The sequence below is a fragment of the Streptomyces sp. NPDC049879 genome, from assembly GCF_044461265.1.
Taxonomy (GTDB): domain Bacteria; phylum Actinomycetota; class Actinomycetes; order Streptomycetales; family Streptomycetaceae; genus Streptomyces.
In genome coordinates, this window is record NZ_JBITKT010000006.1 from 308,955 (window position 1) to 329,481 (window position 20,527).

19 protein-coding genes are annotated in these 20,527 nt (G+C 75.2%); 9 read left to right on the forward strand and 10 right to left on the reverse strand.

What is annotated here, in order from left to right:
* Positions 1-11: 11 nt before the first annotated feature.
* The 4 genes from fxsA to ACIBPC_RS22135 form a co-directional block, all read right to left on the reverse strand.
* Complete coding sequence (fxsA, locus tag ACIBPC_RS22120; RefSeq protein WP_362961641.1) at positions 12-233, reverse strand: FxSxx-COOH cyclophane-containing RiPP peptide; 222 nt, start codon at positions 231-233, stop codon at positions 12-14.
* A 161-nt stretch (positions 234-394) separates the two neighbouring features.
* Complete coding sequence (locus tag ACIBPC_RS22125; RefSeq protein WP_398846922.1) at positions 395-3,817, reverse strand: SAV_2336 N-terminal domain-related protein; 3,423 nt, start codon at positions 3,815-3,817, stop codon at positions 395-397.
* A 6-nt stretch (positions 3,818-3,823) separates the two neighbouring features.
* Positions 3,824-4,825, reverse strand: coding sequence for a MoxR family ATPase (locus tag ACIBPC_RS22130; protein WP_362961889.1), 1,002 nt, complete (start codon positions 4,823-4,825; stop codon positions 3,824-3,826).
* 147 nt (positions 4,826-4,972) lie between these two features.
* Positions 4,973-7,243, reverse strand: a complete 2,271-nt coding sequence (locus ACIBPC_RS22135) for a trypsin-like peptidase domain-containing protein (protein ID WP_398846924.1) — start codon at positions 7,241-7,243, stop codon at positions 4,973-4,975.
* 299 nt (positions 7,244-7,542) lie between these two features.
* Between ACIBPC_RS22135 and ACIBPC_RS22140 the strand changes: the two genes are divergently transcribed.
* The 4 genes from ACIBPC_RS22140 (at position 7,543) to ACIBPC_RS22155 (ending at position 10,700) form a co-directional block, all read left to right on the forward strand.
* Positions 7,543-7,716, forward strand: coding sequence for a DUF6104 family protein (locus ACIBPC_RS22140; RefSeq protein ID WP_362961647.1), 174 nt, complete (start codon positions 7,543-7,545; stop codon positions 7,714-7,716).
* 211 nt (positions 7,717-7,927) lie between these two features.
* Complete coding sequence (locus tag ACIBPC_RS22145; RefSeq protein ID WP_398846926.1) at positions 7,928-8,785, forward strand: DUF4097 family beta strand repeat-containing protein; 858 nt, start codon at positions 7,928-7,930, stop codon at positions 8,783-8,785.
* A gap of 1 nt (position 8,786) precedes the next feature.
* Positions 8,787-9,710, forward strand: coding sequence for a PadR family transcriptional regulator (locus ACIBPC_RS22150; RefSeq protein ID WP_398846927.1), 924 nt, complete (start codon positions 8,787-8,789; stop codon positions 9,708-9,710).
* Positions 9,711-9,824: 114 nt separating this feature from the next.
* Positions 9,825-10,700 carry an alpha/beta fold hydrolase gene (locus ACIBPC_RS22155; RefSeq protein ID WP_398846929.1) on the forward strand — a complete coding sequence of 292 codons (876 nt, stop codon included), beginning with the start codon at positions 9,825-9,827 and terminating at the stop codon, positions 10,698-10,700.
* Positions 10,701-10,962: 262 nt separating this feature from the next.
* On the opposite strand, the gene ACIBPC_RS22160 is transcribed toward ACIBPC_RS22155, so the two are convergent.
* Positions 10,963-11,925 (reverse strand): zinc-binding dehydrogenase, encoded by a 963-nt coding sequence (locus ACIBPC_RS22160; protein WP_398846931.1) that lies wholly within the window; start codon positions 11,923-11,925, stop codon positions 10,963-10,965.
* A gap of 185 nt (positions 11,926-12,110) precedes the next feature.
* Here ACIBPC_RS22160 and ACIBPC_RS22165 point away from each other — a divergent pair, with 185 nt between their 5' ends.
* Positions 12,111-12,635, forward strand: a complete 525-nt coding sequence (locus ACIBPC_RS22165; RefSeq protein ID WP_398846932.1) for a GNAT family N-acetyltransferase — start codon at positions 12,111-12,113, stop codon at positions 12,633-12,635.
* 21 nt (positions 12,636-12,656) lie between these two features.
* Here ACIBPC_RS22165 and ACIBPC_RS22170 read toward each other — a convergent pair whose 3' ends face one another.
* The 3 genes from ACIBPC_RS22170 to ACIBPC_RS22180 are packed head-to-tail and all read right to left on the reverse strand — an operon-like array spanning position 12,657 to position 15,365.
* The gene (locus tag ACIBPC_RS22170) at positions 12,657-13,409 is read right to left on the reverse strand and encodes an amino acid ABC transporter ATP-binding protein (protein WP_362961891.1); all 753 of its coding nucleotides are present in this window, start codon (positions 13,407-13,409) and stop codon (positions 12,657-12,659) included.
* A gap of 29 nt (positions 13,410-13,438) precedes the next feature.
* Positions 13,439-14,395, reverse strand: coding sequence for an amino acid ABC transporter permease (locus ACIBPC_RS22175; protein WP_398846933.1), 957 nt, complete (start codon positions 14,393-14,395; stop codon positions 13,439-13,441).
* Between the two features lie 13 nt (positions 14,396-14,408).
* Complete coding sequence (locus tag ACIBPC_RS22180; RefSeq protein WP_398846935.1) at positions 14,409-15,365, reverse strand: ABC transporter substrate-binding protein; 957 nt, start codon at positions 15,363-15,365, stop codon at positions 14,409-14,411.
* A 477-nt stretch (positions 15,366-15,842) separates the two neighbouring features.
* On the opposite strand from ACIBPC_RS22180, the gene ACIBPC_RS22185 reads away from it, so the two are divergent.
* Positions 15,843-17,066, forward strand: a complete 1,224-nt coding sequence (locus tag ACIBPC_RS22185) for an NADP-dependent malic enzyme (RefSeq protein WP_398846937.1) — start codon at positions 15,843-15,845, stop codon at positions 17,064-17,066.
* Positions 17,067-17,120: 54 nt separating this feature from the next.
* Here the strand turns inward: ACIBPC_RS22185 and ACIBPC_RS22190 are convergent, their stop codons facing one another.
* Positions 17,121-17,894 (reverse strand): class I SAM-dependent methyltransferase, encoded by a 774-nt coding sequence (locus ACIBPC_RS22190; RefSeq protein WP_398846939.1) that lies wholly within the window; start codon positions 17,892-17,894, stop codon positions 17,121-17,123.
* A 77-nt stretch (positions 17,895-17,971) separates the two neighbouring features.
* Between ACIBPC_RS22190 and ACIBPC_RS22195 the strand changes: the two genes are divergently transcribed.
* Positions 17,972-18,592, forward strand: coding sequence for a CGNR zinc finger domain-containing protein (locus ACIBPC_RS22195; RefSeq protein WP_362961667.1), 621 nt, complete (start codon positions 17,972-17,974; stop codon positions 18,590-18,592).
* Here the strand turns inward: ACIBPC_RS22195 and sodX are convergent.
* Positions 18,505-18,888: a nickel-type superoxide dismutase maturation protease gene (gene sodX, locus ACIBPC_RS22200; protein WP_362961669.1), complete on the reverse strand. Its 384-nt coding sequence runs from the start codon at positions 18,886-18,888 to the stop codon at positions 18,505-18,507. The two genes, ACIBPC_RS22195 and sodX, sit on opposite strands and share 88 nt — an antisense overlap.
* 178 nt (positions 18,889-19,066) lie before the next feature.
* On the opposite strand from sodX, the gene sodN reads away from it, so the two are divergent.
* Together sodN and ACIBPC_RS22210 are read left to right on the forward strand one after the other, a co-directional pair.
* Positions 19,067-19,462, forward strand: coding sequence for a superoxide dismutase, Ni (sodN, locus tag ACIBPC_RS22205; protein ID WP_362961671.1), 396 nt, complete (start codon positions 19,067-19,069; stop codon positions 19,460-19,462).
* 235 nt (positions 19,463-19,697) lie between these two features.
* Complete coding sequence (locus tag ACIBPC_RS22210) at positions 19,698-20,459, forward strand: hypothetical protein (protein WP_398846942.1); 762 nt, start codon at positions 19,698-19,700, stop codon at positions 20,457-20,459.
* Positions 20,460-20,527: the final 68 nt, after the last annotated feature.

The following is a 20,527-nucleotide window of genomic DNA, read 5'->3' on the forward strand; positions in this document are numbered from 1 at the left end:
TGGGCAGCCGGTCAGGCGTTCAGCATCGACTGGTTGAAGGAACTGAACTGGTTGAACCCCCACAGCCCCTCGCGCTCCCTGAGCACCCGCTCCCGCAGGTCGTGCAGCACCTCGCTCAGCACGGGATGGTCCAGCCGCCGCAGCTCGGTCAGGCTCAGCGCGAGCAGGTCGGGCAGCGGCTCGCCGTCACCGGCGGCGGTCCCGTTCGCCGTGTCCTGGGGGCGGGTCGTCATGGTGTCCTCCTGGGCTGTGACGCAGCGGAGAATGCCCGCGCCGCGTACGGGGGAAACCACGGGCGGGCGCGCCGGCCGGAGCACGGCGGGCACGCGGTGGCGCCACGACGGCGCGCCCGCGTACGCAGGGGCGCCCTAGGGTCTGTCCTCAGAGGGGGCGCCTAGCGGCCGCTCCGCAGCGCGGCGAGCCTCGCCCTGGTCGCCTCGCCCTCCGCCGCCCCGTCCGGCAGCCTGCGCCACTGGATGAGGGCCTCGCCGTACGCGTCGGCGGCGGCCAGCGGGCGGCGCGCCGTCTCCGACACGATGCCCCGCTGGTGCAGCGCCAGCGCGGCGAGCCGCACGGCCTCGCGCGCGGCGCCCTCGGGGGGCGTGCCCGCGGCCGTTCCCCCCGCGGGCTCGCCGCTGTCGGCCAGCGACTCCGACGCCGCCCTGCGGTACGCGTCCGCCGCGTGGTCGAGCCGCTCGGGCCTGCGCGTGTGCCGGTAGGCGCGCCGGTGCGTCTCCCCCAGCTCGAACCAGGCGCGGGCCCGGTCGTGCGCCGTCCGCGCATGCTGCACTGCGCGGCTGAACAGGTGCTCCGCCTCGCGCAGGTCCACCAGATCCTCGGTCGCGCGGTACCGCACCATCAGGGCGCGGCCCAGCGTCAGCAGCCGGTGCGACAGCCGCGGGTGGCTGCCGGGCGTCTCCATGCGGCAGTCGCGCAGCACACGGACCGCGCGCGAGATGAACCGGTCGCCGTCCGGCAGCTCCGCCCGCCGCAGCAGGGCGTCGCCCCACTCCTCGATGAGGTCGCTGTAGTCGGCGCGGTCGCGCGAGACGGCGCGGCCCGCCTCGGCGAACCGGTCGGCCGCGGTCTCCAGGTCGCGCGGCGCGCCGCCGTCCTCGAAGCGGCGCACGGCCAGCCGCGCGGCGCGGATCAGGCACGCCGCGCCCAGCGCCGGGTCGTCGCTGAGGCGCTGCGCCTGGGCGATGGGGTCGGCGGCGTCCGGCCAGTCCCCGGCGGTGAGCAGCAGCGCGTCGACGAGGTCGAGCAGGGCGGCGACCCGCTCGCCCGCCGGGGCGTGCTCCGCCTCCAGCGCCCACGTGCCGCGCCGCAGCGACTCGGCGGCCTGCGCCGCGTACACCTGCGACCGCTCGGTGGCGCGCGCCGCCCCGGCCAGGCGCAGCAGGGCGCGGCCGTGGGCCAGCGGCAGGCCGCTCGGCAGGCGTTCGCCGCGCGGCCAGGCGTCGGCGACGGCCTCGACCGTGCCGACGCTCTCCTGGAGCAGCGCGGTGTCGCCGCCGAGCCGCCACTGCTCCTCCAGCACCTGGACGCGCTCCAGGGTGACGGCGAGCGCCGCGTCCCGTTCGAGCCCCGGGGTGGCGCAGACGGCGGCGAACTCGCGGTCGGCGCGCTGCCACAGTTCGAGCGCGGTCGCCGTGTCGCCCGCGGCGCGCCGCTCCCCCGCCGTGGCGTGCAGGACGCGGGCGAGGGCCGTACGGGCGCGGACCGAGCCGGGGAACGCGGCGGCGGTCGCGGCGGCGGTCCTCGCCTCGGCGAGCAGCTCGCCGTCGCGCTGGACGCGCCACAGGCGCAGGAGCTGCTCGGCCAGTTCGCTCCACAGCTGCGGGTCGGCGCCCGCGCCGGCGGCGCGCTGCGCCTCGGTGGCCTGGCGCAGGACGCGTACGGCGTCGAGCTGGTGCTGGACCTTGCCGTCGGCGGTGAAGCGGTCGGCGAGGTCGCGTGCCTCGCGTACGGCGGCCAGCGGGGGCGGGCCCGGGGTGCCGGGCGCGGGCGCGCGCAGCGGCGGCTCGGGCAGGAAGCGGCGCAGGACGCGGGCGGCCACCTCGGCGAACGGCTGGGCCAGCTGGTGTTCGGTCGTGGTGTCGGACAGCCGCCGCGCCGGGGGCGTGGGCAGGCCGGTGACGACGCGGTCGCCGCCGCTGAGCTGGGCCAGCGCGAGGGCGGGGAAGTTGCGGCCCGTCCTGCCGAGGCGCTGCTCGACCCACGCGGAGCAGTGCTTGAGGACGAGGAGCGCCTCGTCGTGGCCGAGGTCGGCGAGCAGTTCGTCGTGCACACCGTCGGCGAACGCGTACCACCGGCCGTCGCCGCTGCCGGGGCGGCGGCGCACCAGGCCGCCGAGCAGGACCTCGGACAGCTCGGCGGGGCCCGAGTCGGGCAGCATGGTGCGCTGCACGAGCTGCATCACGGGCAGGAACAGCGGCGCGGCGGCCAGGTACACGGCGAGCTGCCACGCGCCGGGGGACGCCGACGCGCGGAAACGGGCGACCATGGCGGCGGCGGTACGCGGCAGCCCGGTGGCGCGGCGGGCGGGAGCGGGCGGCTGGTCGGCGCGCACCCAGCCCACGGCGGCGCGGGTCGAGCCTGCGGCCGGGCCGGAGAGCAGCCCGGCCCACGCACCGAGCGCGGCAGGGGCGGGCGGGAGCACCGGGATCGGGACGGCGCCGGGCGGCACGTACAGGGGATAGCCCGTGTTGTCGGCCGTGAAGCGGACGCGGGCGGCGGACGTCTGGCCCTCCTCGCGCTGGAGCACCCCCGCGGAGGCGGGCAGCCGCGTACGGGCCCACATGCGCTGCGGCAGGGGCTGGACGGCGGCGACGGGCGCGTGGCGGGCGAGGCCGTGCAGCAGGCGGTGCGCGGCGCCGCTGCGCCACAGCGGCCCGGTGCAGTCGCTGACGACGACGGTGAGCCGCCGCCCGGTCGGGTCCTGGAGCTGGCGGGCCGGGCGGAGGACGGCGTCGGCCGGGTCGAAGCGGCGGCTTATGGCGGGCGCGCCGTCGGGCGACTGGTGCAGGTAGTGCACCTGGATGTCGCGGAACGCGCCGAGGCGGCTGAACACCTCGGCCAGTTCGCCGAGCATGTTCTGCCAGATCCGCATGGCGGGTGCGGCGTCCATGAGCAGTTGCAGCTCGGTGTGGCCCCTGGTCTCCTCGCGGAAGGCGGGGATCAGGAGTCCTCCGGCGCGGGCGGTGCGTTCCACGGTCTTTCGTTCGTCCAGGTCGGGGGCGGCGGAGCGGCGTGGCGGGCGGCCGGGGGGCCGGTAGCGCTGGAGGGGGCGCAGGGCGCGTTCGAGCCCCAGGGGGGCGGGCAGGGTGCGGGCGGCGGGGATGCCGAGGGGGACGCCGCGGGTGGGGGGCGCGACGGTCTCGTGCATCTCGGCGCCGGAGGGTGCGGCGTACAGGGAGAAGGACTGGTCGTCCGACGCCGCCGTGCCCTGGGGGTCCCGGGTGTCCGGCGCGTTGTGTGCGCGCTGGGCGTCCTGGGTGTTCTGCGTGCCGTCCTGGAGCGGGCGGTGCCCGTTCGCGGAGGGACGGGGCCCTGGCAGCGTCGGCGGGGTGTCCCGCGCTGTGCCCGGCTGGTCCGCGGGGCCGGTGGGCCCGGGGTCCTGCCCGTGCGGGGCGGGGGCACTTGGCCCCCAGTACTGGGCGAGCCAGAGCGCGTCGGCCACCTCGACCCAGTCGGGGTCGAGGCGCGCGTCGCGCAGCACACCGATGAGGGCGGCGAAGGGCGCGCCGCCCCCCGTCCCCGGCCCTGGCGGGTCCGGGGAACCGGGGACTCCTGTCACGTCCGGTGCGTCCGACATGGCGGCCTACCTCGGCCGGTCCAGGCGCTGGATGAGCATGTCCGCGAGCCGGTCCCTCGTGGGGAGTTCGGCGTGGTGGGTGAGGTATATGGCGTTGAGGAGCTGGTCCGTGGCGAGCTGCTCGGTGCGCGAGCGCTCCAGAAAACGGGTGATCAGGTCCTCGCCCACGCGCGCCAGTTCGTCCCCCAGGTGGGCGCGGACGACGGTGGCCAGCCGTTCGTGGTCGGGCCGGGAGATCTCCAGGTGGATGCAGCGGCGCAGCAGCGGGGCCGGGAAGTCGCGCTCGCCGTTGCTCGTCAGCACGACGAACGGGAACGCGTGGCAGCGGATACGGCCGTCCCGCACGGTGACCTTCGCCCCGTCATCCGTCAGCACCTCCACCTCGGGCTCGCGCTCGGCGATGCGCTCCAGCTCCGGGATGCCGAACTCGCCCTCCTCCAGGACGTTCAGCAGGTCGTTGGGCAGGTCGATGTCGCTCTTGTCCAGCTCGTCGATCAGCAGGACGCGCGGCTTGGCGGTGGGCAGCAGCGCGGTGCCGAGCGGGCCGAGCCGCACGTAGCTGCCGATCCCGCCGGGCACGACGGGCTGCGGCGCCCCCGCGGCCCGGCTCCCGGCGGCGATTTGGGTGTCCTGGAGGCGGGCGAGCGCGTCGTACCGGTAGAGGCCGTCGTCCAGGGTGGTCCGGCTGACGACCGGCCAGTGCAGCACCCGGCCGAGGCCCAGCTCGTACGCGACGGCGTGGGCGAGCGTGCTCTTGCCCGTCCCCGGGCTGCCGGTGACCAGCAGGGGGCGGCGCAGGTAGAGCGCCGCGTTGATGATCTCCAGCTCCTCCGCGCTGGGGCGGTGCATCTCGGCCAGGTGACGGTACGCGCCGAGGCGGCGGGTGGAGGCGCTGTCCGTGCCCGGCCCGGGTGCGACGAGCGGGCGGCCGTCGAAGTCGCGCCACGGCGGCGGCTTGGGCAGCGAGCGGATGCCGTCGTGCGGTTCGCCCGCGCCCCGGTAGATCAGCCACTCGCGGCCTGCCGGGAGGCCGGTGCCGACCGCCGGGCCTGGGTCGCGGTCCGGGTCAGAAACTGCCACAGCGTGCTCCTCGTCGTCGTTGCCTCGTCGCAGCGCCCGGCCTGGGGCGCGCCCTGGGGCCGGGCCGGGCCGTGGTCATGGCGTCTCCAGGGGATCGCCCGCCCCGGGGAGGGGCTGGTCGGGGTCCGCGTAGAGCAGGGCGAGGCCGCGCGACCAGTCGGTGTCCGGCGCGTCCCCCGCCGAGGCGGCGCGCAGGGTCCGCAGCGCGCCGGGCAGGGCCGCCGCGTGCCCGGCGCCGGAGACCGCGCGGACCACGCCGCCGTGGAATCCGGCGCAGTCCTTGTCCCGCTCGGGGATGTCGCGGCGCCACAGAATGACGTTGTACCCGCCGGCCATCACTCGATGCAGGGCCCCCGGCTCGCCGCCGGTGACGGGCGTGCGGCACAGGACGGGCAGCGTGCCGACGTCGAGGCCCGACAGCCCGGCGGGGGTGCTCAGCGGGCGCGGCTGGCCGTCGGCGCAGTCCAGGATGTCGGCGTCCAGCGGCCCGGCGTGGAGCCTGTCCCAGCGGAAGCGGCGCAGTTCGGCGGACTCGTCGGAGTCCTCGGCCTCCGGCACCAGGTCGGTGCTGCGGACGACGACCGGGCGCTGCTCGCCCAGCGTGGGGCCGCCGGGGACCAGCCGCCAGCCGTCCACGGGGAAGCCGAGCAGGGAGTAGGGCAGCGCGGCCTGGAGCCGTACGGGGCGGTCGGGCTCGTCGCCCCTGCGGAACGCCTCGGTGAGCGCGGCGCGCAGCCGTTCCGACGGCTCGCCGGGCCCGGCGGCGCCGCACTCCTCGTCCACGGGGATCAGCTCGCCGTTGGTCCGCGCGGCGCAGACGCGCCAGTCGTAGCTGCCGAACTCCCAGGGGTTGGGCGTGATCTCCAGCAGCACGTACGCGGCGGACACCACCGAGCGCTGGCGGGGAGGGGTGGGGACGGGGGCGGCATCGGCCGTGAGGAGGGGGTCGCGGCCGGGGAGGAAGGTGTCGGGGACCCGGTCGCCGAGGGCGTCGGACACGGCGTCCGACACCGTGTCGGATAGCACGTCTGACACAGCGTCGCCTGACACGAAGTTGTGGTTGCCAGTGATGTAGTTGCCGTGGGCGATGTAGTGCGGCGTGCGGGGCGTGGGCAGGACGCCGGGCTCGCCGCGTGCCGCGCGGGCGCGCAGTCGCGCGGACTGCTCCGAACGCAGGGTGGCGCGGAACCAGCGGGACAGCTCGGGTGAGCCGGACGCCGTGGCGTGGGCCCACTCGGCGAGGGCGTCCTCGGCACCGGGGACGGCCGGGTACGGGCGGTCGGCGGTCGCGGCGTGGACCGCGTAGCGCAGGACGGCCTGCAGCTCGTTCAGCCCCTGGCCCGGGTCGTAGAGCATGCCGAGGCCGTCGCGCCAGCCCCTGGGTGCGGGGAGCGGCTTCTTGTAGCGCCGATCGTGCGGCATGTCGTGCGCCTCGGGGTGCAGCATGGCGGTGACGATCCGGTCGAGGGCCGCCGTGGACACCGGGGGCGGGAGTTCAGCGAGCAGCCCGAGCAGTTCGGCGCGGCTGCCCGGGCTCAGGGCGCGCTCCCCCGTGGCGGGGAGGCGGCTCTGCGCGTCGGTCCACGTGAAGCCGGGGGCGCCCGCGTCGCGGTGCCGTCCGGCGTGGTGGCGGTCGTGGGCGTGCAGGACGCGCTGGTAGAGGTCGTCGCGCTCGGCGGTGACCGGCCCGTCCGGCAGCGGCACGCCGCGCAGGCGGATGACGGACGTGGCGAGGCCGCCGTCCCGGCGCGGGCGGCGCGCCTTGAGGACGCCGATGACCTCGCCCCGTTCGAGGTCCACGACCGGGCCGCCGGACAGGCCGTGGTGGAACTCGTCCTCGGCGCCCAGCTTCATCAGGCCGCCGCCGCCCATCTCGCCGCGGATCGTGCAGCGTCCGCTGACCGGTTCGACGCGGCCGCTGGCCGTGGCGTCGGCGCAGCCGAAGAACGCGACCTCCTTGCTGGTGAAGACGCGGGCGGTCCGCTCGGTGAGCCAGACGCACTCGTGCTCGACCGGGTCGAGCAGGCGGACGAGGGCCAGGTCCGGCGCGTCCCAGGAGCCGTCGGGCCCCGGGCCGTGGGGCTGGGCCCACTCGACCCGGCCGCGCACCGGCTCCTCCAGGTCGCCGAACGTCAGGCCCACCTCGCGTACTCCTCCCTCGGCACCGCCCTCGTAGAGGGCCACGTGGGCGCAGGTGAGCACCCAGCCCGGGGCGACGAAGAAGCCACTGCCCCACGGGAGCCCCTCCCGCGTGCCTGCGGCATACCCGCCGGGAAGGGCCTGGATGCGTACGGTGGCGGCCTCGGCGAGTGGCGCCAGGTACTCGAAGGGGTCCGTCGTCGTCACGCGCGCGCCCCCTGTGCTGTCGTGTGTCCGATCCGCGCGCCGTGCCCCGCCGCCGCGTGACGGGCGCGGGCGGGGCGAGGGCGCTGATGGGCCGTCATACGAGTGTGCCAGGACCGCGGCCGTGCCGGGGACGGAATGGGGGTGCCGGGTGCCGCGGCCCGTCCGCGCCCGGTGGCTCCGGCGCCCATCCGCTCCCCCTCGTCCCCGCTCGTCCGCCTGGTTGTCCGCCGCTACCGTCAGTTGCCTATCCTGGCCCTTTCCTCCCTGCCCTGTCCCGAATCCTGACCGGAGAGATTCCCGTGTACTTCACCGATCGCGGCATCGAAGAACTCGCCCAGCGGCGGGGTGAGGAGGAGGTCAGCCTCGGCTGGCTCGCGGACCAGCTGCGCGTCTTCGTGGACCTCCACCCCGACTTCGAGGTCCCCGTCGAGCGGCTGGCGACCTGGCTGGCGCGGCTCGACGACGAGGACTGACCGGTACGGGCGGGAGCGGCGCGGCCCTGGACCCGGAAGACGCCGCGGACCGGCCCGCCGGTTCCCCGGTCGCGACGGGCGGGCGCCCGCTCGCGACACCCCTTGCGCGTTCGCGATATATCGTGTCTCATGGGAGACGCGATATAGCCGTGCCGTGCCGTGCCGCCCTGTGGCCCACCGCGCCACCGGCGCAGAGATAGGGGAAAGACCCATGGCGACGAAGTCCACCTGGTCCGTCGGCGAGGCACGCACGCTCGCGTTCGACGACGAGCCCATCGAGCAGCTGTACGTCGGCATCGTCGGCGGGACGGTGAACGTGGTGGGGACCGCCGAGCGCACGGCGCGCCTGGAGGTCTCCGAGGTGCAGGGCCCGCCCCTGACCGTGCGGCGCAAGGGGGGCCGCCTGACCGTCTCGTACGACGACCTGACGTGGAAGGGCTTCCTCGGGCAGCGTTCGCGCGGCATGCGCCGCTCCGCCGTCGTCTCCGTCTCGGTCCCGGCCGACTGCCGGGTGAGCGTGGGCGTCGTGGACGCGGGCGCGGTGGTGGGCGGGGTCGCGGGGGCCACGGAGATCCGCGCCGTCACCGGGAACGCCACCCTGGTCGGCCCCACAGGCCCTGTGCAGGCGCAGACCGTCTCGGGCGACCTGGACGTCCAGGGGCCGACCGGCGACCTGCGGTTCACCACGGCGGCGGGCGACCTGACCGTCCTGGACGGCGGCGGCGCCGTGGCCGCCGAGTCGGTCAGCGGCGGCATGGTGGTCGACATGGCGCACGCGGCCGTCTCCGCTGACATCCGGCTGAAGTCCGTCTCCGGCGAGCTGGCCCTGCGGCTGCCGGACGGCTTCGGCGCCCGCGTGGCGGCGGAGTCGGTGGTGGGCGCCGTGTCGTCGGCGTTCGCCGGCCTGTCGGTCAGCGGCTGGGGCCCGCGCCGCAGCCTGTCCGGCACGCTCGGCTCCGGCGGGAGCGGCGTGCGCTGCTCCACCGTGTCAGGCCCCATCACCCTGCTGCGCAGGCCGCCGGCCGCCCACGAGACGGCCGGTGCCGCCTCCTTCTCGAAGGACAACTGACATGCCCCCAGTCTTCGGCCACGGCCGTCTGCGCCTGTACCTGCTCAAGCTGCTCGCCGAGTCCCCGCGCCACGGCTACGAGGTGATCCGCCTGCTGGAGGAGCGTTTCCAGGGGCTCTACGCGCCCTCGGCCGGCACCGTCTACCCGCGGCTGGCCAAGCTGGAGGCGGAGGGCCTGGTCCGGCACACCGAGGAGGGCGGCCGGAAGGTGTACACGCTCACCGCCGAGGGCCACCGCGAACTGGGCGACCGCGAGGCCGAACTGACGCAGCTGGAGCGGGAGATCCACGACTCGCTCGCCTCGCTCGCCGCCGACATCAGGGAGGACGTCAGCGGTTCCGTCCGCGACCTGCGCGAGGAGGTCAGGCAGGCAGCGGCGGCGGCACGGGGCGGCGCGGCCGGGTGGTCCGGCGGGCCGGGCCCGTCACCGCGCGGGCGGGGCGGCGAACGCGGGCGCGGCGACCGGAACGCCGGGCGCCAGCGGCCGGGCGGCGGCGGCGCCGGGTGGCAGCCGGACGAGGCCACCGCGCGGCGGTTCGAGGAGGCCGCCCGCAGGGTGCACGAACGGGTGCGGTCGCACGCCGACTCGGGCGACTGGCAGGGCGCCCTGCGGGAAGGTCTCGGCGGACTCGGCGGCATCGGCCAGGAGATCGGCGGCTGGAGCCGGTGGGTCGGCGGCCCCGAGGCGCCCTGGGCGGCGGGCTGGGGCGCCCCCGGGCCCGGCGGGGACGAGGAGGAGCGGGAGGAGGCGCCCGTGGACGACCCGGCGCGCGAGCTGGAGCGCCTCCTCGACCGCTTCCGCGACGAGGTGCGGGACGCCGCCAGGGACCACGGGGTCGACCAGGAGCAGCTCCGCGCCGCCCGCCGCCACATCTCCACGGCGGCCGCGCACCTCGTGGCGCTGCTGGCGACGCCGAAGGACTGAGGGCCGCCGCCCCCCGCCGGGGCGCCCGGGAAATCTCTTCCGGGCGGCCGATGAGTTCCGGCGGGGAGGGCGGTCTGATCCTGTGAACGGCATACGGAGCACAGGAGAAGAGCCATGGCCCAGACCGCGTCCCACACCCTGCACACGAACGGCGCGACCATCCGCTACGACGTGCGTCCCGCCACCGCCGGGAACGGCGGGCACCCGCCCCTCTTCCTGTTCGGCTCGCCGATGGACGCCTCCGGCTTCGCCACCCTCGCGTCGTACTTCACGGACCGCACGGTCGTCACCTACGACCCGCGCGGCACGGGCCGCAGCGCCCGGACCGACGGCGCCGCCGAGACGACGCCCGAGGAGCACGCCGACGACCTGCGCCAGGTCGTCGAGGCGCTGGGCGCGGACGCGGTGGACCTCTTCGCCAGCAGCGGCGGCGCGGTCAACGCGCTGGCCCTCGTCGCCGCCGCCCCCGGCCCGATACGCGTGCTGGTCGCGCACGAGCCGGCGACGGCCGCCGTCCTCCCCGACCACGAGGCGGCGCTCGCCGCGTGCGCCGGCGTCCACGCCACGTACCTGCGGGCGGGGATGGGCCCGGCCATGGCGAAGTTCATCGCCCTGACCGCGCACCAGGGGCCGTTCCCCGCCGGCTGGGCCGACGCGCCGGCCCCGGACCCGGCCGCGTTCGGCCTGCCCACCGAGGACGACGGCTCGCGCGACGACCCGCTGCTCGGCCAGAACATGCGCGGCTGCACCGCCTACCGGCCCGACTTCGCCGCGCTCGCCGCGGCGGGCACCCGCATCGTGCTCGGGGCGGGCGAGGAGTCGGAGGGCCAGCTGGCCGCCCGCGCCGCGGCGGCGGTGGCGGAGCGGCTGGGCACCGAGCCGGTCGTCTTCCCGAGCCACCACGGCGGGTTCCTCGGCGGCGAGTACGGCCAGCACGGCGAGCCGGAGGGCTTCGCGCGGACACTGCGCGAGGTGCTGGACGGCTCCTGATCCGGAACGGCGCGGCGCGTGACGGTCCCCGGACCGTCACGCGCCGCACGGGAAGTGCGGGTGACGCCATCGCGGGTAAGCGAGGCTGAACAGCCCGGGCAGCCGGGCAGATCGTGCGGGAGGACGTATGTACCAGCTTGCGGCGGTGAGTACGGACAACTGGCCGGTGACGATCGCCATGCTGCTGATCGGAACGGCGATCGGCACGTTCGTCATCCTCCGGGAGCGCAGGAAGTAGCGGCGCGCCACCGCGCCCCGCCGCTCAGGGCGTCAGGACCAGCTTGCCGAAGACGTCGCCCCGTTCCAGCCGGGCGAACGCCTCGCGCGCCCGGTCGAGCGGCAGTGTCGCGTCGATCGGCGGCCTGACCCCCGTGGTCGCGAGGAAGGCGAGCAGCGACGCCAGTTCGTCGCGGCTGCCCATCGTCGCCCCGACGACCTTGAGTTCGAGGTAGAAGATCCGGGTCAGCTCCGCCGACGCGGGCGCGTCCCCCGACGTGGCGCCGCACAGGACCAGCGTGCCGCCCGGCCGGAGCGAGGCGACCGAGTGCGACCAGGTCGCCGCCCCGACCGACTCCAGCACCGCGTCCACCCGGTACGGCAACCGCTCCCCCGCCGCGTACGCCTCCTCCGCGCCGAGGGCGAGCGCCCGTTCGCGCTTGGCGGCGTCCCGGCTGGTGACGACCATCCGCAGCCCGGCGGCGGTCCCCAGCAGGACGGCCGCCGTCGCGACACCGCCGCCCGCGCCCTGGACCAGCACCCGGTCCCCCGGCCGCACCCCGGCGTCCCGGAACAGCATGCGGTACGCGGTCAGCCACGCCGTCGGCAGGCAGGCGGCCTCCTCGAAGGACAGCTCCGGCGGCTTGGGGACCACGTTCCACGCCGGGACCGCGACCCGTTCGGCCAGCGTGCCCTGGTACTTCTCGCTGAGCAGCGACCGCCGCTCGCGCGGCCCGACGCCGTGGCCGTTCGCGCCGACGACGGCGTGCACGACGACTTCGTTGCCGTCCGCGTCCACGCCCGCCGCGTCGCAGCCGAGAATCATCGGCAGCGCCCCGGCGCCGAGTCCGACGCCGCGCAGCGACCAGAGGTCGTGGTGGTTGAGGGACGCGGCCCTGACATCGACCACGGTCCAGTGCGGCGGCGCCTCCGGCTCGGGGCGCTCGCCCAGTTCGAGTCCGTCCAGCGGCTGATCCTTGTCGAGACGTGCGGCGTAGGCTGCGAACATGTCCTCACGTTAGTGCCTCGTCGGGCGAGGCGGGCCCGTCGGGGAACCGGACCGTACTCAGGCGTTCTTCCGGTGCGGCGGGAGTGCGTGTCCGGCGTCGCGACGGGGCAGACCTTGCCTGCCGGGGGCGGCGGCGTTCCCCGTCCGGCGCTGGCGCGGGACCATGGTTTCCGGGGGTGTATGTCATGAGCACGATGTTCCGGCGGCGGCTGACGCGCTGGCAGGCCGAGACCGAACGCGCGTCGCTCGCCGAGGTGTACGCGGCGGCGCATCCGGGCGGGCCCGGCGCGGCGGACCGCGAGGCGTTCCTGCGGCGGCTCGTCGACCACGACCTGGGCCAGCCCGAGTTCGACATGGTGCTGGCGGGCGATCCGCGCCCGGCCGGCTGCGTCTGGGGCTTCCGCGTGGACGAGGACGCCGCGTGGTGGTCCGCGTTCGCCGAACCGCCCGTCGCGCCCGAGGTGTTCGTGGTGGCCGGGCTGCTGGTCGCGCCGCGCAGCAGGCGGCAGGGCGTCGCCACGGGGCTGCTGCGGCAGCTGCTGTCCCGCACCCGCGCGCCCCTCGCACTCGCGCCGGTCGCGGCGGACGACGGGCTGGCGCAGGCGTCGTACGGCGCCTGGGGCTGGACGCGGGGCGGCCCGCTCACCCCCGTGGACGGCGGCGCCCCGCTCACCACCTGGACGCTCGCCGACCCGGCGCGCGCGGTCTGACGCGCGCCCGCCGGGGCGGCGTCACAGCACGGCGGACAGGAACGCGCGCGTCCGCTCGTGGCGCGGCGCGGCCAGCACCTCGCGGGGCGGCCCCGACTCGACCACGACGCCGTCGTCCATGAACACCAGCGAGTCCCCGACCTCGCGCGCGAACCCCATCTCGTGGGTGACGACCAGCATCGTCATCCCGTCCTCGGCGAGGCCGCGCATGACGTCGAGCACCTCGCCCACGAGTTCGGGGTCGAGCGCGGACGTCGGCTCGTCGAAGAGCATCAGCTTGGGCTCCATCGCCAGCGCGCGGGCGATCGCCACCCGCTGCTGCTGCCCGCCGGACAGCTGCGCCGGGTAGGCCCCCATGCGGTCGGCGAGCCCGACGCGCTCCAGCAGCCGCGCCGCGCGCTCCCTGGCCTCCGCCCGGCGCACGCCCTTGACCTGGACCGGCGCCTCCATCACGTTCTCGGCGGCCGTCATGTGCGGGAAGAGGTTGAAGCGCTGGAAGACCATGCCGATGTCGCGCCGCTGGGCGGCGACCTCGCGCTCGCGCATCTCGTACAGCCGGTCGCCGCGCTGCCGGTAGCCGACGAGCGCGCCGTCCACGGACAGGCGGCCCGCGGTGATCTTCTCCAGGTGGTTGACGCAGCGCAGGAACGTGGACTTGCCGGACCCGGAGGGGCCGACGACGCAGCACACCTCGCCCGCCCGCACCTCCAGGTCGATGCCGCGCAGCACCTCGACGGGCCCGAACGACTTGTGGACGCGCTCGGCCCTCACCATCGGCGGCCGTGCGGCGCCGGGCGGCGCGCTCATGTCGTCTCCTTCCGGACCGCGCTCCTGGTGCGGAACGTGCCGAGGTTCGTCCTGACGCGCTGCCACGGCGTGGGCGGCAGCGCCCGCTGGGAGCCACGCGCGTAGTGCCGCTCCAGGTAGTACTGCCCGATGGAGAAGACGGTGGTCAGGACGAGGTACCAGACCGTCACGACCAGCAGCATCTCCATGACGGCGAGGTTGCGGGAGCTGATCGTGTCGCCCGCGCGGAACAGTTCCTGGTACTGGATGACGGAGACGAGCGACGAGGTCTTCAGCATGTTGATGAACTCGTTGCCCGTCGGCGGGATGATGACGCGCATCGCCTGCGGCAGCACGATGCGGCGCATCGTCCGCGCGCGGCTCATGCCGAGCGCGTGCGACGCCTCCGTCTGCCCGTGGTCCACGGACAGCACGCCCGCCCGCGCGATCTCCGCCATGTACGCCGCCTCGTTGAGCCCGAGCCCGAGGAGCGCGGCGAGGAACGGGGTCATGACGTCGTTCATCTCGTCCCGGTAGAAGCCGAGATCGAGGACCGGGAAGACGAGCGCCAGGTTGTACCAGAGGAACAGCTGCACCAGCACCGGAGTGCCGCGGAAGAACCAGATGTAGCCCCAGGCCACGCCGGACAGCACCTGGTTGTCCGACAGCCGCATCACCGCCAGCAGGACGCCGAGGACCACGCCGAGCACCATCGAGGCGACGGTGATCCACAGCGTGCGCAGCGCGCCCTCGACGATCGTGCCGTCGGTGAGGTACTCCCCCACCACGTCCCAGTGGATGCTCTCCGCACCGGCGAACGCCCAGACGATCAGCCCCAGCACCGCCAGCACCGCGACGGCGCCCGCCACGCGCCCCCAGTGGCGCACCGGCACGGCCAGGATCGCCTCGGGGGGCACGCGCTCCGCCGGGCCGCCCGCCTCGCCCGCCTTGCCCGTCCCGTGTGTGTCGCTCACGCCGGGCCGCCGCTCAGGAGCCGGCGTTGACGGTGGCCTCGGTGATCGCGCCGGTCTCGGCGCCCCACTCGGCGAGCACCTCGGCGTACGTCCCGTCGTCGATGATCCGCTGCATCGCGGCCTGGAGCGCGTCGCGCAGCTCCGGGTTGTCCTTGGGGACGGCGATGCCGTACGGCGCGGCGTCCATCTGCTCGCCGACGACCTCGAACAGCTCGCCGCCGCCCGCCTCACGCTCGTTGTACAGCGCGACGGGGAAGTCGGTGATCACGGCGTCCGCGCGGCCGGTCTGGAGCGCGGTGATGGAGTCGGAGTCCACGTCGTTGACGATCGGCTCGATCGGCTCGTCGCAGGCGGCCTGCTGCTCCTCGACGATGGCCTCGTTCGCCGTGCCCTGCTGGGCGGCGACGGCCAGGCCGCACAGGTCCTCGACGCCGCCGATGCCCTCGGGGTTGCCCGCGGGGACGAGGATCGAGGAGCCGGCCTGGAAGTAGTTGACGAAGTCGGCGCCGCCCTCGGCGTCCTCGCTGACGCCCTGCTGGCGCTCGGCGGTGTCGGTCATCGCCGACATGATGACGTCGTACCGGCCACTGTTCATGCCCAGGACGAGACCGTCGAACGTGCCGTTGGTGAACACGAACTCGACGCCCAGCACCTCGCCGAGCGCGGCGGCGATCGCCGGGTCGATGCCGGTGACCTCGTCGTTCTCGTCGTAGTACTCGATCGGCGCGTACGCGATGTCCGAGCCGACCTCGATCCGGCCGCTCTCCCGGATGTCGGCGGGCAGCAGGGCCGACAGGTCGTCGGTCGGCGCGTCGCCCGACGGCTCCTCCGTGGCGCCCTCGGAGGCGTCACCGCCGGACGCGTCGTCGGTCTGGTCGCCGCAGGCGGTGAGCAGCAGCAGGGCGACCGCGGCGAGCGAACCGGCCGCGGCCAGGCGGCGGTTGCCTCGTGCGGTGGTACGGGGGGTCATGGCGTCGTCCTCCAGGGGTCACGGAGCGTCCGAGGCAGCCGGGCACGCGTCATCGGGTGTCACGACGGGGTGCGGGGATACGCAATGGCGAGCATCCTGCCATCAGCGCCCCGGACTTCGGCAGGCCCGGACATCAAGATCGGATAACGGACACCTGGCGCGCGCCCGTTCACCCGCGCCCCGCGCACACCACGGCGCACGCCCCCCTCTTCAGCCGAACGGCAGCCGGTCTTCAGCCATGCGGGGCACGCTGGGGCGTGTCCCCGCCACCGCACGCGGTGTCCGGTCCTCGACCGCGCTCGTGCGCGGACCGTCCGATCAGGTAGAACGAACGGTTACGCCCCTCACCCGGGGACCCGGGCGCCCTGTGCGACGCGTCCGGCGTCCGCTCGCCATCCGAGCGGACGTGGTGCCCGCCCGCTTCCCGACCGGGAAGCGCCCACCCTCAGTCAGTCACGTCATAAGGGGTCATCCACAGTGGCATCGGAGATCATCAGCCCTCGCGCCGAGCAGCCGGACACCGGACAGCCACACACCGGGGGGCCCGACGCGGTCCCCGATCCGGCGTTCGAACTGCACCGGGGCGGCAAGATGGCCGTCCGCGCGACCGTCCCGGTGCGGGACGCGGCCGATCTGTCCCTCGCCTACACGCCCGGTGTCGCCCGCGTCTGCGCCGCCATCGCCGAACAGCCCGAGCTGGTCCACGAGTACACCTGGAAGTCGCGGACCGTCGCGGTCGTCACGGACGGCAGCGCCGTCCTCGGCCTCGGCGACATCGGTCCCGAGGCGTCGCTGCCCGTGATGGAGGGCAAGGCGATCCTGTTCAAGCAGTTCGGCGACGTGGACGCCGTCCCGATCGCGCTGGACTGCCGCGACCCGGACGAGATCGTCGCGACCGTCGCCCGGCTCGCCCCGTCGTTCGGGGGCATCAACCTGGAGGACATCGCGGCGCCCCGCTGCTTCGAGATCGAGCGGAAGCTCCAGGACCTCCTGGACATCCCGGTGTTCCACGACGACCAGCACGGCACCGCCGTCGTCACGCTGGCCGCGCTGCGCAACGCCGCCCGCCTCACCGGCCGCGCGCTGCCCGGGCTGCGGGTCGTCATCTCGGGCGCGGGGGCGGCCGGGGTCGCCATCGCCCGCATCCTGCTGGGCGCGGGCGTCACCGACGTCGTCGTCTGCGACCGGCGCGGCATCGTGTCGGCGGACCGCGCCGACCTGACGGACGTCAAGCGCGACCTCGCGGCGCTCACTAACCCGGCGGGGCGCACCGGTTCGCTGGCGGACGCGCTGGCCGGGGCGGACGTGTTCGTCGGCGTCAGCGGCGGGACGGTGCCGGAGGCGGCGGTGGCGACGATGGCGCCGGGCGCGTTCGTCTTCGCCATGGCCAACCCGGACCCGGAGATCCACCCGGAGGTCGCGGCGCGGTACGCGGCGGTCGTCGCCACCGGGCGCAGCGACTTCCCGAACCAGATCAACAACGTCCTGGCGTTCCCCGGCATCTTCGCGGGCGCGCTGCGCGTGCGGGCGACGCGGATCACCGAGGGCATGAAGCTCGCCGCGGCCGAGGCGCTCGCGGCGGTCGTCGCCGACGAGCTGTCACCCGAACAGGTGATTCCGTCGCCGTTCGACCCGCGGGTCGCCCCCGCGGTGGCCGACGCGGTGGCGAAGGCGGCGATCTCGGAGGGCGTCACGCGCTGACCGCCGTACGCGCCCGGTCCCGCACGTCGCCACGTGCGGGACCGGGCGCGCGGTTCAGCGCAGGGCGAGGACCAGGGCGTCGGTGAGCGACGCCCAGGCGGTGCGCGCCTCGGCGAAGCCCGACTCGCGCAGGACACGCGCGTGCCAGTCGGGCGCGTGGTAGTGGTCCTCGGCGTCGTGCCCGTCGCCGGGGTTGCCGAGGACGGCGATCCGTTCGCGCATGGCGTCCGTCAGCTCGGGCGCGGCGGCGACCTCCTGCCACCAGCCGGCCCAGTCGAGGACGCCGTCGGCCTTCTCGCGCTCCTGCCGTGCCTTCTCGAACGCCTCGTGCGCCGCGTTGATCCGGGGCGTGGAGGGGTCGGGCATGTGGTCGGCGTTCAGGAAGACGCCGCCGGGCCGCACGACGCCGGCGAGCTGCCCGTACAGCTTCCGCAGCGGCTCCTCGGGCAGCCAGTGCAGGGCGGTGGCCGTGACGACGGCGTCGTAGGCGTCGTACGGCAGCGCCGCCGGCCAGTCGGCGTCGGTCAGGTTCGCCTGGACGAAGGTGACCCGCCCGTCCCTCTCGAACGTGCCGCGCGCGATGGTCAGCAGCGCCGGGTCGAGGTCGACGCCCGTGCTGACGGCGCCGGGGAACCGTTCCAGCAGCCGCCGCGTGATGCTGCCCGTGCCGCACGCCAGGTCGAGGACGCGCGGGCGGTCCCCCGCGTGCGCCGCCACCGTATCGAGCATCACGCGGAACCGCTCCTCGCGGTCCGGGAGGTACCACTCCTGCTGCCGGTCCCAGCTCTCCTGCCAGCCCTGCCAGTCCATGCCCGTCTCCCACACCATGACAGTAACAACCCACAACGGGTCGCACCCCTTACAAGTACAGTGTGGACCCTAAGGCGCTTCCGTAAGGAACACAAGTGGAACTCACCTATTACGCCGACTACGCGGTGCGGCTCGTGAACACCGAGGAACCCCTGCGCGGGACGGACACGTTGACCTCGGTCGACGCGGTGCGCGCGCTCTTCGGCGCGGCCCAGCACGCCGCCCGCCGCGCCGGGGAGGCCGACGTGACGCGCCTGCGCGGCGTGCGCAACCGCCTGCGCGCCGTCTTCACGGCGGCGTCGGACGGGGACGAGGTGACGGCCGTGGACCTGCTCAACGCCCTGCTGCTCGAATACCCGGCCAGCCCGCAGATCTCGGGACACGACTACCTGGACGACTCCGGCCGCCCCGCCTGGCACCTGCACCTCGCCGAGCACCCGTCCAGCGCCACGGCGGGCTACGCGGCCATCGCCTGCATGGGCCTGGCCTTCCAGCTCACCGAGATGGGCGTGGACCGCCTCGGCATCTGCGAGGCCGACAGCTGCCGCAACGCGTACATCGACACGTCCACGAACCGCTCCCGCCGCTACTGCTCCGACCGCTGCACGACCCGGGCCAACGTCGCCGCCTACCGCGCCCGCAAACGCCGCGAGCGCGCCGTCAGCGGGACGACCGCGGAGGGGAGCCAGGCCAGCACGGACAGCGGCGACCGCTGATGCCGCAGCGGCAGCCGCAGCCGCAGCACCGCCCGCGCGACGACGAGCCCGTCCGGGACGACGCCGAACTCGCGGCTGTCGTTCGTCACCTCGGAGTTGTCCCCCACAACCCACCAGCCGCCGTCGCGCCGCTCGGCCGCGCGCTTCACGATCAGCAGGTCGTGCTGGAACGGGTGGCGCACGACGACCACGTGCCCGGGGCGGACGCGCGCGCCGTACCCGAGCAGCAGCCGGTCGCCCGGCCGCAGCGTCGGCAGCATCGACGGGTTGTACACGTCCGCGAGCCCCAGCCTCATCGCGCTCCTTCCCTCGCCCGGCCGCCCGCCCGCCCGCACGCACGCTCGGCCGGTGGTCCGACGGGCGCCCGGACTTTCGTCCTACGCCCCGCCGCATGGATCGGGTCGGCCAGGAAAACCGGCCCTGCACGGAGTAGTGTCACCCGAGAGAAGACGATCACGAGGAAGGACGGCTCACATGCTTTCCCGCCTGTTCGCCCCCACGGTGAAGGTCAGCGCCCACTGCGACCTCCCGTGCGGCGTCTACGACCCCGCGCAGGCCCGCATCGAGGCGGAGTCCGTCAAGGCCATCCAGGAGAAGTACCAGGCCAACGACGACCCGCACTACCGCGCCCGCGCGACGGTCATCAAGGAGGAGCGGGCCGAGCTGGCCAAGCACCACGTGTCGGTGCTCTGGAGCGACTACTTCAAGCCCCCGCACTTCGAGAAGTACCCGGAGCTGCACCAGCTGGTCAACGAGACCCTGAAGGCGCTGAGCGCCGCCAAGGCCTCCACCGACCCGGCCACCGGCCAGAAGGCCCTCGACTACATCGCCCAGATCGACAAGATCTTCTGGGAGACCAAGAAGGCCTGAGCCGGGACACACCCCCGGCCCGTACGCCCCGGCCCGCGCCGCGTCCGCCACAGGACGCGCCGCGGGCCGGTCGCGTTCCCGCCCCGGCGCGCGGCACGGCCCGCACGACACCCAGGGTGAAGTGGTGCGGAAAGGTGTGATTGTCTCGAATTCGCCGCGTCGTCCGCCGTCCGCGCGGGGAGCATGCTGCCGCCACACACAACCGCCGGTACGGCGCCACGGAGGGGGCAGACACATGGCCGGGCGAGCCGCGCGAGGCAGCCGGGGCGAGGAGGACGCGCTGCGGCAGCGCGTGGGGCAGATGGAGGCCCAGCTCGCCGAGGTCCGCGAGGAGATGCGCGGCATCAGGGCCGAGGTCGTCGGCCTGCTCGCCGAGAAGCTCGCCCAGCTGCACCAGGACAACGAGACGCTGCGGTACGAGCTGGGCTCCCGCGTGAACGGCGCGCGCACCGCGCTCGACGCCCAGCTGCCCGAGCTGCGCGCCCTGCTGAGCGCCGAGCGCACCGCCGCCGAACGCGCGCTGCGGGAGATCCTCGACATGCGGCGCGCGGAGGCCGAGGCCAGGCTCGCCGACCACGAGGCGCGGGAGGCCCGCGCGCCGCGCCCGCCGGCGGAGGCGGAGGAGTGCCACGACCTGTTCGCGCGGGCCGCCGGGGTCGCGCGCGCCGGGGTGGTCTGCCACCGCGACACCTGGTCGTTCGTGGTCGAACACGCGGCGCGCGCCGAGCACTTCAGACTGCCCGCGGAGGTGGTGGAGCGCGAGGACGGGACGGTGGAGGCGCAGCTGTCGGGCCGCACGCTGATCGCCGTCATCGACGCGCTGTGGCACGTGCAGCACGACCCGGGCGCCTCGGCCGCCACGTACGCCCTGGCCGGGGAGATCCGCTCGCGCATCGACGACGCGCTGTCCGGCGGGCAGGAGACGGCGCGCGTGGTGATCGACGGCCGCGCGCACCGGTCCGACACCGGACATCCCCAACTCCCCGAAATCCCATGATCATTCGTTACGATGATCCCCACGCCGCGGGCTCATCGCCGCGGGGCGACGGGCTTGCGGAAAGGTGG